Annotated in this window: 9 protein-coding genes; all 9 read right to left on the bottom strand. The window is 64.3% G+C overall.

Annotated elements, in window-relative coordinates; translation table 11 throughout:
• The 9 genes from ACFWCF_RS18215 to ACFWCF_RS18175 all read right to left on the bottom strand — a co-directional run bounded on the left by ACFWCF_RS18215 (window position 1) and on the right by ACFWCF_RS18175 (window position 12,251).
• Window positions 1-495, bottom strand: coding sequence for a DUF4383 domain-containing protein (locus ACFWCF_RS18215; RefSeq protein ID WP_378564123.1), 495 nt, complete (start codon window positions 493-495; stop codon window positions 1-3).
• A 220-nt stretch (window positions 496-715) separates the two neighbouring features.
• Window positions 716-2,836: a catalase gene (locus ACFWCF_RS18210; protein WP_378564120.1), complete on the bottom strand. Its 2,121-nt coding sequence runs from the start codon at window positions 2,834-2,836 to the stop codon at window positions 716-718.
• 77 nt (window positions 2,837-2,913) lie between these two features.
• Complete coding sequence (locus ACFWCF_RS18205) at window positions 2,914-4,395, bottom strand: carboxylesterase/lipase family protein (protein WP_378564117.1); 1,482 nt, start codon at window positions 4,393-4,395, stop codon at window positions 2,914-2,916.
• Window positions 4,396-4,492: 97 nt separating this feature from the next.
• A complete protein-coding gene (locus ACFWCF_RS18200) occupies window positions 4,493-7,324 on the bottom strand; it encodes a BTAD domain-containing putative transcriptional regulator (protein ID WP_378564114.1) in 2,832 nt (943 codons plus the stop codon).
• 54 nt (window positions 7,325-7,378) lie between these two features.
• Entirely contained in the window at window positions 7,379-9,529 is a 2,151-nt protein-coding gene (locus ACFWCF_RS18195) for a peptidase domain-containing ABC transporter (protein WP_378564111.1), read from the bottom strand.
• Window positions 9,526-10,620: a TIGR04500 family putative peptide maturation system protein gene (locus ACFWCF_RS18190; protein ID WP_378564108.1), complete on the bottom strand. Its 1,095-nt coding sequence runs from the start codon at window positions 10,618-10,620 to the stop codon at window positions 9,526-9,528. The genes ACFWCF_RS18195 and ACFWCF_RS18190 overlap by 4 nt, the downstream gene beginning before the upstream one ends.
• Entirely contained in the window at window positions 10,617-11,630 is a 1,014-nt protein-coding gene (locus ACFWCF_RS18185) for an MvdC/MvdD family ATP grasp protein (protein WP_378564105.1), read from the bottom strand. The genes ACFWCF_RS18190 and ACFWCF_RS18185 overlap by 4 nt, the downstream gene beginning before the upstream one ends.
• A gap of 101 nt (window positions 11,631-11,731) precedes the next feature.
• Complete coding sequence (locus tag ACFWCF_RS18180; protein WP_378564102.1) at window positions 11,732-11,908, bottom strand: putative ATP-grasp target RiPP; 177 nt, start codon at window positions 11,906-11,908, stop codon at window positions 11,732-11,734.
• Window positions 11,909-12,080: 172 nt separating this feature from the next.
• The gene (locus ACFWCF_RS18175; RefSeq protein ID WP_378489723.1) at window positions 12,081-12,251 is read right to left on the bottom strand and encodes a hypothetical protein; all 171 of its coding nucleotides are present in this window, start codon (window positions 12,249-12,251) and stop codon (window positions 12,081-12,083) included.
• Window positions 12,252-12,506: the final 255 nt, after the last annotated feature.

Raw genomic sequence — 12,506 nt, 5'->3', positions numbered from 1 at the left:
TCACCCACGTCGTGGACGGGGCAGCCTCCTGCGCGGCGGACGCTTTCCGGGTAGGAGCTGACGCTGCCTGCCGCGAGGGTCGACGGCCAGCAGAACCATCACGACACCCAGCGCGACATGCAGCCAATTGCCGGCGTCGTTCACCGGAAGGAAATTCGCGGCACTGTGGTGGTCGATGAGCATGCCGTACGCCGCCAGTCCCAGGTAGAAGCACCCTCCGACGAGGAGATACACACGAGACCAGACCAGCCGGTGCGCCGCCACCACGCCTACGGCGCCGAAAGCGAGGTGCACTGCGTTGTGCACCGCCGACACCTGGAAGAGACCCAGCAGATGCGCGTGGGAGTCGGAACCCATCTGCACGATCGTGCTGTAGTTCGAGGTCAGGCCCGGCACGAACCCGAGGACACCGATGATCAGAAAGAGGAAGGCGACGACAAGGGCGTAACCCTGTGCGCGGCACCGAGCCGCATAGGTCGGATCATCCGTACTCATTGGTACCTCGACAGTCGATGCACTCGAACCGGTTCAGGAACGGATAGATACCCCGCTCGACGTGTTGCCAAACCGGGCAGCGCTCACCCGAGGTGTGGGAGCAAAGACCCCCCCCGTAAATAACAACTGGCCGCAGCGACATCGTCAGCTGCGGCCAGAGGTAACGAAAGGTTAACGTGAGGGGTTCGGAACTTGAAACCCTTTGCACCGGTGAAGTCGGTCACACGGTGCCGCGCTCCCATACTCGGTGAGCGCCCAGGAGCTCCACGACCTGGGAGACCAGCGTCTGCGGGTCAGCTGCCGTCGCGACACCGGGTGCCGTTGTGTCCGTCAGCACAGCGGTGCCGCTGCCCCAGGCGCCGAGTGCCTTCTGGTGCCGGAACATCTCGTCGACCAGAACCTCGACACGCGGATCTGCCGGTGACGCGGCAAAGAGCACGGCGTCGAACTCCACCGACCGTGCAGTCAGGAAGGTCCGTGACACAGGCACCGCGCCGCCGCCCAGCGTCCCGCCGTGCGGTGCGATGACGAGCGGAACCACATCGGCAGCGTCGAGCGCGTGGACCGCCGTCTGCAGCTCGCCGATATCGGTGGCGTCGTCGGCGACGATACCGACGACCCGTCCGTCGACGGGCCATGTCGAGCCGACCTGCGACAGTGCCGGACTCGGCGTCGGATTGCCGAGCGGCACAGTGGGCTCCGGAGCCGGGAGACCCAATCCGGCCGCCACCGTGGCACACAGATCGGGATCGATGTTCGCAAGCTCCTGCAGGCCACGTTCCTTGATAGCCTGCTCGTAGCACTTCCCGAGCTCGAAGGTGTATGCGTCGGCGACGTGCTGCTTCTCGACCTCGGACAGGCTCACATAGAACAATCGCACCTGCGAGAAGTGATCATCGAACGACCGTGCTGCCGCGCGTTCCTTCCGGGCGGCGGGAAGCTCGTGAGGAAAGTCGATGAACGCACCGTCTTCGAGCGCCGCCGTGAACGGGCAGCCGGCGTCGAGAGAATTCGGCCGATACGGCGCGACGCCGGTGTGCACGGCGTGCTGGTGGAAGCCGTCGCGGAACATGTCGTTGACGGGGGCATGGGTGCGGTTGATGGGGATCTGCGCGAAATTCGGCCCGCCGAGCCGGGTGATCTGTGTGTCGAGGTAGGAGAACAGGCGGCCCTGCAGCAACGGGTCGTCGGTCACGTCGATACCGGAAACCAGGTGTCCGGGGTGGAACGCGACCTGCTCGGTTTCGGCGAAGAAGTTGCTGGGATTCGCGTTGAGCACCATGGTTCCGATGACCTGTACCGGCGCGAGTTCCTCGGGAACGATCTTGGTGGGGTCGAGCAGATCGATGCCCTCGAACATCTGCTCGGGAGTGTCCGGGAACACCTGCACACCGAGATCCCACTCCGGGTACGCACCGGCTTCGATGGCATCGGCGAGGTCGCGCCGATGGAAGTCGGGGTCGAAGCCGTTGATCAACTGCGCTTCCTCCCACACCACGGAGTGCACCCCGAGACGGGGCTTCCAGTGGAACTTGACCAGCGACGTCTCTCCGGCCTCGTTGATCAAACGGAACGTGTGGACTCCGAAGCCTTCCATCATGCGGAACGACCGCGGGATACCCCGGTCGGACATGTTCCACATCGTGTGCGCGGCCGCTTCGGTGTGCAGGGTGACGAAATCCCAGAATGTGTCGTGGGCGCTCTGGGCCTGAGGGATCTCCCGATCGGGGTGAGGCTTACCCGCGTGGATGACGTCGGGGAACTTGATGGCGTCCTGGATGAAGAACACGGGGATGTTGTTCCCCACAAGGTCGAAAACACCTTCGTCGGTGTAGAACTTGGTCGCGAAACCTCGAGTGTCGCGCACTGCGTCGGCTGAGCCTCGCGACCCGAGCACCGTCGAGAAACGCACGAAGACCGGGGTTTCCACGCCCTTGCCGAGGAAGCCCGCGCGGGTGAGGCTCGTTGCGGCACCGTTGCCGCGAAACACCCCGTGTGCCGCAGCGCCGCGCGCGTGCACGACACGCTCGGGAATGCGCTCGTGGTCGAAGTGCGTGATCTTCTCACGGAGGTGATGATCTTGCAGGAGCGTCGGGCCGCGCTCACCCGCCTTGAGCGAATGGTCCGTATCGGTGAGACGGGCACCCTGCGCAGTGGTCAGATACCTGCTCTGCTGCGCACGCTTGCGTGACGCGTCGACGGGAGCGCCGGTGGCGGTCACACCGGCCGGCTCCGACTGGTCGGGTTTGGCCTCGGGTGGGTCCACCGGCGTCGTGGGCTCCTCGACGCTCGGCTCGATCGACGAAGGAGTACCTGGGACCTTGGGGGTGTCGCCGGACATGTGTGTCTCCGATTCGTGAGCGGTGGGCAGTGATGGCCTTTCAGCGGGCTACCCGACGGCCCGGAGATCAAACGTCGTCAGCGGATCCCGTCCCACAGCACACGCAGTTCGGCCTCGACATCATCGGCCGTTCCACACGTGTCGCCGAAAACCATCTCGGTGCGGGTCGAGCCGTACGGTGCCCACCCGGGCACCCCGGTGGTCACGAACGTCACCCACGCCTGATGCATCCGCTGGGCAAGATCCCGCGGAGGATTCGGTCCGGTCAGCGCTCTGTTGCCGGGAACATCGAGATTGTCGAAGACGAAACCGATATCCAAGGCATGTGTCGCACCCAGTCGGCCGCCGAAAGCCGCTGATTTCCAATCGAATCGGTACACGTATGTGGCGGCATCACATGCCGCACGCGCCTCCGCGACGCGCAGGGCAGGGATCCGGTACATCCAGTCGCGGAGCACATGCATCAGTACCTGGCCCGGCGTCGTATCCGGGCGGGCTGCCCGGTAGGCGTCGAGGGCGGCCGGGTCGGTCAGACCGTAGGGCGCCACGATCGCGGGGAGCATGTTGTCGTCGACCGATTCGGCGACCCCGGAGGGCACGAGGAACAGCGTCATCTCGTCGTCGTTGTGGCCGATGAGGACGTCGACTTCCGATGACACGCCGGCAGCGATGCGGTCGATGGGCAGTTCCGGCAGCACCGTCCCGTCGATGCAGGGTTCGAACGCCATCGCGTGGGTCGGGATCTCACCCCACGCCTGGGGATCCGGCTCGCTGCGGATCCGCACCACCAGATCTTCCTGTACTGCGACGAGGCGCTCGGGGTCGATGGTCGAGAAGCCGGCACGGGTGGGCTCGACATCGAGTGCCTCCGCGAGGGCCTGCGACACCTTACGTGCGGTGGCGGCCGACATCGCCGCGTGCCCGGCTCCGCTCTGCGCAATCGCACGACGGAACAGTCCGTGCGCCGCCGGCATCGCCAGCAATGCACCGACACTCATCCCACCCGCCGATTCACCGACGATCGTCACGGAATCCGGGTTGCCGCCGAACGCCGCGATGTTGTCGCGGACCCACTCGAGTGCCGCCACCTGGTCGAGCAGGCCGCGGTTGGCGGGCGCGTCGGCGAGGAGCGCAAACCCTTCGGCACCGAGGCGATAGTTGATGCTGACGAAAACGATGCCGTCGCGTGCAAAGTTCGCGCCGTCGTACAGCGGCACCGCGCTGCTGCCCTGGACGAACGCGCCGCCGTGAATCCAGACGAGCACCGGGAGCGACGCTTCGAGATCGGGCGTCCACACGTTGAGATTCAGCGGGTTCTCGCCGGGAATCGCTACGTCTTCGAGGAGCTCGGAGATCGGAGGCCGGTAGGGCGCTTTGGGTGCGGTAGGACCGAATTCGGCCGCCTCGCGCACGTCGTTCCACGCCGGTGCGGGTTCGGGTGCCGCGAACCGTCGGTCGTCGAACGGCGCAGCCGCATACGGAATGCCTTTGAAGACCGCGTTACCGGCCTCGATTCTTCCCCGCACTCGGCCGCGCGTGGTCTCGACGACGGGATTCATTCGCTCTCCTCATATGCGGACCGTATCGATCGTCAGCATCGCATGCCGGACCGCCCAGGTGGCGGAAACCGACGGCCGGAACATTGTCTCGGTCCGCTCACAGTGGCGGTCGAGAGTCCGTGAGCAGAGCATTGGCTTCCTCACGGGTGAGGCCGGCGCCCTCGTCGCAGTACGCGTCGAAGTTGTCGGTGCGCGACGCCGCGGTCATCGCCGCGTCTTCCTCCGCGCTGTACGGATCCAGAAGCTCGACCTGCACCCCCACTCGCTCACCGTGTGCCCGAGCCGCTCCCGACACGCGTGCTGCGTCGGCAGTGCGTCCCGCTTGCGCCAGCGCGGCCGCCGCAGTGTGCATCGTGACGATCCACCCAGTGACTTCGCTGTCGAATTCGAGAATCGGAAGGATCTCGCGCGCAAGTTCGAGCCCCTCAGCGTGGTCTCGGGAATCTGCCGCGATTTTCGCCAGCGCCCACAGCGAGCAGATCGGTACCCACTGATAGCCGCATCGGCGACCGACTTCGACGGACTTCCGTAGGGTCGGTGCCGCCTCCAGGTCTCCGCTGCCGCGTTGAGCAATTCCCATGACCATCAGAAGTGAGGCTTCGATCCAGTCGATGCCGAGGCGGCGTGCATCGATGAGACTTCGCTGCACGATGTCCACTGCGCCGTCGTGATCACCGCACACGGTGCGGTAGTAGGCCCTCAGTGAGTCCGCGTAGGCGATGTCCGCAACGTCGCCCGTTCCGAGCAGTACCTCGCGGGCACGGTCGCTGTGGCGCTGCGCGGTCTCGGAGTCGCCGGTGAGGTCGGTGAGAAGCGCCATCCCCATCAGCGCCCTGCCGAGATGTTCCGGCTTGGGTGCGATCGGATGCTGATCGACCCTCTCGATCGCGACACGCAGAAATCCCAGCCCTTCCGACACGTTCGCCTTGCGGTACCAGAACCAATACAGAGCACCGGACAGTTCGAGTACGTAATGCGGGTCGCCGTGTTCGAGCGCAGTGGTCAGTGCCGCTCGATGCTCCGCACGGTCGGCGGCCAGTTCGGAAACCGCATCCCGCGCACCGGGCCCACGGAGTTCGGCCGCCAGGGCGACTGCCCTCCGGAGGACTCGAGTGAGGTACGCGGCAACAATTCGAATCTCCTCCGCGGGAGTGCGCTGTTGTGCGGCAAAATGTTTGATGGTTCGGAGCATCACGTATCGTCTGGGCGTGGTATCGGGCACGACCGACAGCAACGAGCGACGCACCAACACTCGCACAGTGTCGACCGCGCGAATCGGATCGTCTACGCCGAGCACGGCAGCAGCACCGTGGATGTCGAAGCTTCCCGCAAAGACCGAGAGAGCCCGCAATGCCCACGACGACGGTGCGTCGAGCATTCGGTAACTCCAATCGACGGTATCGACGAGTCGTCGTTGACGTGCTCCGGCGAAGCGCGGTCCGGTGCTGAGCATCGTGAACCGATCGGCAAGACCGTCGGCGATCTGACTTTCGGACAACACACACAGTTGTGCGGCAGCAAGTTCCAGCGCAAGCGGAAGTCCATCCAGACCTTCACAAATCCGATGCACTGAGGTGGAATCTGCCCTCTCGAGCGACCAGCCCGGATCGAATCGAACGGCACGATCAGCAAACAGTTCGACAGCGAAGGCGAGATCGAGCGGCCTGATCTCGTAGCCGACTTCGCTGTCGACGTCCAATAGCTCTCGGCTCGTGGCAAGGATGCGGACGTGAGGGCAACGTTCCAGAATTGCCGCGACGAGGTGCGCCGCTGCGACGACGAGATGCTCGCAGTTGTCGAGGATGACGAACATCCCGCGCCGGGCGATCAGAGCGGCAAGCTCTTCGACCGTCTCCACACCCGGTAGGCCGAGGGCCTCGGCAACCGGCGCTGCGATCGGCGACCCTTCTGCGACTCCGGCGAGGTCGACGAGCCAGGTATCGTCCCCGGTTCGGGGGCTTCGCGCCACCTCGAGCGCAAGCCGCGTCTTCCCCACTCCTCCGGGGCCGAACAGGGTCACCAGCGCATGACGTTCCAGCAGATCTGACACTGTCGCCAGGTCTGCCGTCCTTCCGATCAGCCGAGTACGGAATGCCGGCAGCACCGGAGGCGGAGGTTCGTCCGGCGGCCGCTGCGCAACCTCGTGCGTGAGAATCCGCTGCTCGAGTGCCTGCAGCGCGATTCCGGGATCTACGCCGAGTTCGTCCATCAGTGCCCGCCGAACGCGTCGAATCGCCGCGAGCGCGTCGGCTTGGCGCCCCCTTCGATACATCGAGAGCGCCAACAGTTCCCACGCGTGCTCGTCGAGCGGATACCGCTCGACGAGTGACTCCGCGGCGTTCAGGGCCTCGCGCGTGCATCCACGAGCAAGATCGACCTCGATGAGTGCACTCGACGCGTCGCGATACAGCCCGTCCAGTCGTGTCCGCTCGGGAGCCACACACGCGAGGTGCCCGACGTCCTGGAACGGTTCGCCTCGCCACAGCCCGAGTGCCTCGTTCAGAATCGCCGCGGCATCGTCCGTGGCTGTAGGCGTCCGGGCCGTACGAACCTCATGGGCAGTCCTGATGAGAGCATCGAATCGGGCCGAGTCGAGTTCGGCGATCCGCAACGCATAATGGGGTCCGCTGCGCACTACCGGGCCGCCCTGTCCGCGGCTTCGCTGTGGGTCGAGGTGACGACGCAGTTTCGACACAGCAAAGTGCAGAGCGTTGACCGTCGGGTCCGGGACGTCGTTCCACACTTCGGCGAGAAGCTGATCCGCGCTCACCGAGTGCGGATATGCCGCCGCAAGGGCAGCAAGCAAGGCGCGTTGGCGTGGGCCGCCGAGGTCGATGGGAGTACCGTCACGGAGCGCCGAGACAGGACCGAGAACACCCACTTCGATCTGCACGTCCGCGAGCTCTGAACCACTGACGCGTGCGTCCATGGAACCCACCCCCGACTCGTCACGGCCCCTCCCCGGGGCCTGTCGACGTCGAGGCTACCGCGCTGATTCGGTGCACAAATCCGCAAAAACACCTCTCTGCATCAGCAGCTCGGCGTAGGTGCCGGATTCGACGACGCGTCCGGCTTCCAGCACCAAGATCAGATCTGCAACGCGCACCGTGGACAGGCGATGTGCAATGACGATACGGGTTTGGCGTAACCCGCCGATTCCCTCCACGACTGCGGCTTCGGTCACCGAATCGAGAGCGCTCGTCGCCTCGTCGAACAACAGCACCCGCGGCCGGGTCAAGAGCGCACGAGCAATTGTGACCCTCTGCCGCTGACCACCGGAGAGGCCACCGCCTTCACGAAGAACGGTGCCGTAACCCATCGGCAAATCAGCAATGTCCTCATGGATCTGCGCGAGGGATGCTGCGCGCATGATGTCTTCGAACGGTGCATCGGGGTTTCCGATGGCGATATTGTCGGCAATGCTGCCGGTGAACAATGTGGAGTCCTGCGTGACGACACCGAACTGTGCACGCAACGACCTGGCTTCGATGCGCTGCGCGTCGATACCGTCGTAGAGAACCGCACCTTCCTCAGGCACGTACAACCCGAGTAGCAGACGCGCGAGCGTGCTCTTCCCCGAACCGGACCGCCCCACGAGCGCAACCGTGGCCCCCGCCGGGATCTCGCAGTCGATTCCGCGAAGCACCCATGGGGATCTCGGACTGTACCGGAATCCCACGCCGCGAAGGCTGATCGAACCCGACAGCGACGGCGCTGCAGAGACTTCGAGCCCCTGCTGTTCCGGATCGGATTCGAGGATGTCCTGGAGGCGCCGCGCGTATGCCGCGGCGGACTGCAAGTACTGTACGAGCGTGAGCAGAGATGTCACGAAACCCATTGCGGCCAACGTCATCCCGTTCACCGCAATCAGCTCCCCGAGCGACAACCGGCCATCCAGCACATGGACTGCTCCGACGAACAGCAGCACCGCAGGCGCAGCCGCACGCAACGAAGTCTGTGCGGCATCGACCAGACCGGACACGAGGGAGCTCCGGACCGACACGGAGAGCGCATGTTCGAACCGTGCCGTCCATCGCGCAATCACTGCAGCCTCGGTTCCGGACGCCTTGACCGTTTCGATACCGCGGATGTTCTCGATGAGCAGGCCTTCCGCTTCAGCAGCAGTGGCGGCCTCACGCTGCTTCAGATCGACCACGAGTCGATGCACCACGCAGATAAGAAGTGCTTGCACCGCTGTGAGAGCAAGAAGACCCGCGCCGACGCCTGGCGCCCACCACATCACGATCGCGATGTAAACGATCGCGAGTGGAGCGTCGATCAGGGCGGACACGACCCTCTCGGTGAGCAGATCTCGGATGGTGCCGATACCTCCGACCCTTTGCGCAACGTCATTCGTGCCCCTTCGCATGAAATAGGCGAAGGGCAGAGAGAACAGTCTCTCGACCGAGTATCCGCTCAGCGCCGCATCGACACGGCGACGCATCAGTGCGATGACGATGGTGCGCAACGACCCCACCACCAGCACCACGAACGCGATACCGGCCAACGCCACAGCAAGCAGGCTCAGAAGCCCGAGGTCGGATTCGGGAATGACCTTGTCGACGAACACCGCAGTGAGCAGCGGAATCACGATGCCGACTAGCTGCAAGACCACCGACGCGCACAGCATTCCGGCCGACAATGCGCGGTTGTTCTGCCAGACCAGCGAGAGGAACTCGCGTCGCCAGCGAGTATCTCGGGGCCGCGCCGGTCGGGCCTTGTCCGCAACAGTGCCCGCCGCAAATTCGATCACGACGCCCGAGTACCGCTCCGCGAAGTAGTCGTGTGCCAGGCGCTGTCGACCCCGGCTCGGGTCCACCACCACGACGTGTCGTGCCGTGACCCGGTCGACGACTACGAAATGATTGTGTTCCCAGTGCACGAGCGCGGGCAACATGGTGTGTCCGCCGACGATCGATTCTGCGGGCCGGCCGAACGCCCGCACCTCCAGTCCGTAGTCTCGCGCTGCCTGGACCAGCGCAAGCGCCGTCGTCCCGTCGCGCCCCACCGCGAGATCGTCCGCCACCTCGTTGACCGGTCTCGGGGCACCGTAGTAATCGAGAATCATCGCCAGGCAGGCCGCACCGCAGTCCGAGATCCCAGACTGGTGGCGCAACCGAATCTTGCGTCTCACGCCGCAACCCGCGCTGTCTTCTCGGCCTCACCCCAGAACCACTCGACCCGCGCGGCACGCCTGTGTTCGGCGAGCCACTCGTCGAACACGTACTGCTCGGCGATCCGCAAGGTGGAGTCATCGATCTGTGCCCGATGTACGGCGAGAACCTGCACGATCTCCCATCCGTCGTGGCCCACGCGTGCAGCCATTACGGTTCCCGGCTTCGAGGCAAGGACCAGGTTCGCGAGATCACCGTCGAGGTCACCGCGTCCGATCTCGCAGAACTCCACCTGGCCACGGTCCGCGGCCACTGCAAGACCTGCCTCACCGGTGAAGTAGCGAATCGCGTCGTCCGCGCCGTAGGCATGAACGTCGGCAACCCGTACCGCGAACTCGGATGCTTCCGCACGGCTCGGGAAGACCACCCGGACGATGCGAGCGCGGTCGAGCGCATCAGGGTGGTCACGGAGCCACACCGAGGCACGATCACCGACGATGCGCCTGCGGAGCACCGCTAATTCTGCTTCTTGTCGCACTGTTCGCTCGAACATGTTCAGGCTCAGATGGTTCTGCGCCATCCAGACCTCGGTCGCGTCGCGAGTGAGCAGCCCTCGTGCCCGGCGGAATGCATCGAACGCCTCCTGCAACTGCGCATCGGTCAGCTCGACGGGTTCTTCTTCGAGCGCACTGCGGATCGTGCAGGTATCGATGAGCCCTGTGAGGAGGTCGGGACGATCCCACAACCCTTCGAGGTGCAGAATGGCGTCGCCGACCGTGAGGGTTTCTCCGTTCACCGACAGGAGGTCCGATTCGCCGACACGGCGTGCACCACGGAGGGGCCACGGGAGGAACGAGGGAGGCGACCACGACAGTGTCGTCACGCATCCGTCCGCATCGGTGATGAGCAGTGCGCTCTGGCTCGACCCGTCGAAAGGCTCGACGTGTCGCACGAGGCGCATGCGAAGTTCGCGATTGTTCTCGCGCAGCACTCGGAGGGGTTCCGCCGAGTCTGCATCGGGTGTGCTGTTCTCCAGGCGGATCACGTCCAGAAGCTCGGACAGCAACCTCACGTCGAGAGAGTGCTTTCGCGGTGGGGTGGTGAGGGTCATCGAAGTGTTCCGTTCGTCAATGATTCTGGTGATCGGTCTCTGGCAGACAGCAATAGGTCTGCGACGGCGTCCGCGATCGGGAGGCCGGTGGCCGCTTCGAGCCACAGCCATTGGCCGCCCGGATTGATCTCGAGGAAGACGTAGCGGCCGTCGGGTGTCAGGACGAAATCCAGTGCACCGTAGTTCAGATCGAACTCGGATACGAGGCGGATGCAACGCTCGGCTATCTCGTCGGGGAGCGAGTGAATCGCGTACAAGCCCGGAGTGGAATCGTATTTTCTCCAGTCACTGCGGGCGTGATTGCTTCGCTGACTGTTGATTTCGACGGCGAATGCGCGATCACCGACAACTGTCACCCGAAGTTCGACGAGCTTGGGTACATACGCCTGCGTGATCACCGGGCAGAAGCGGATGGCATCTGCCGCGGCGAGATCAAGAGTGGTCGGTACCTCCGAGAACCGGACGAAGCTCCGTCCACCCTCCCCGAGACTGGGATTATTGAAGGGCTTTGTGATGATCTGCCCGCCATGGCGATCCCAGAAGTCCAGGAACTCCGACGGATCTGTGGTGATGAGTGTCGGAGGTATCTCCAAACCGAGTACACCCGCGAGAGAAAGCTGTTCAGGCTTGCGCGACGCATACCGTATGGCCCGCATCTTTCCCGGTACCGCCAGACAATCCAGACTGTCCCACATGTACGCGGAGAACATACCGCCCTCATCTCGAACACACTCTTGTGCAATAGGATCCCCGATCTCGTGAGACGGGGCGGGTAGGTTGGGTCGCCGACACCAGATGCTGTCGACAGCATCGAGGTCGAGATGCTCGCCTGACCTCAGAAGTCTGCGCCCGGTGAGTCCCCATCGACCATACGACACCGAAAGCGCTGCATCGGCGGGGAACTCGCCCGGATCGAAGACCGTGTACCTCGCCCGGCGCTGGATCAACCGCTCGATGACGGCGTCTGCGTGCATGTCGCCGGGTTGGGTGAGAACGAGAACATGGGACATGGGGCGGAACCCTCCAGGACAGCCCGGGGCACACTTCTGCGCCCCGGGCCAAGGATCACTATGCCCCGAACGGGACACAGTTCAGCTTGCCGGCGCGATTCTCAGCACTGACTCCTCGGATCACCGGGAAGGGTAAGGTCCGGCCAGTTGCCCGAGTCCATTCGGAGCACGGTCGGTTGCTGACAGATAGGCCGGGCGCCACCCACGATGCCCGCCAACCGCGACTCGTCCAGTTCAGCACCCTCAGCAGGAATGTTCTCGATCCTGATCTTGCTCATTCAGATCTCCTCGACTGTTCCGTGCCGGACCTCCCGGCAGCACGGACATCGTTACGAGAGTGACTGTGCAGACTCTGAGCAACGAAAAAGCGCTCGACCGATGACCGGCACAGAAAACACCTTGGCGCGGGACGCACTATGCGTCCCGCGCCAAGGTGTCGAGCCTTCAGACTCAGCCCAACAGGGGATCATCCGCGCGGATGGTGCCTCCCAGATCCGGAATGCAGCCGGTCCGCCCCTTGTCATCCCGGATGATCCCCTGACCGCCCAGAATCTGAGTAAGTCGTGATTCGTCGAGCTCCGTGCCTTCAGCCGAGATGGTGTCGATGTCGAACTTGCGCACGACGGTCTCCTCACAGTGTGCGTGCACCGGACGTTCCGGGCACGCACAACTGTCATGGATCGGGCCGAGCAATTTCTGAGCAAGCGGTGCCGTCGGTCCAGGCCGGATCCCGTGGCGGCGACGAACCCTCGGGCGGAGAGCTAGTGCATCTCGCAGTAAATAAAGATGTTTCGGTAATTGAGTGAGAACTGGTCATAAGGAAAGCCCGGTGTGATCGAGGAAGCCGTGACACAGATCGTAGTTCGACCCGATCCG

Origin of the sequence: Rhodococcus sp. NPDC060090 (genome assembly GCF_042729855.1) — a bacterium.
In the GTDB taxonomy this organism is placed as follows: domain Bacteria; phylum Actinomycetota; class Actinomycetes; order Mycobacteriales; family Mycobacteriaceae; genus Rhodococcus.
Note: the sequence above shows the minus strand (reverse complement) of the source record. Positions and strands in the feature narration are given on the sequence as shown.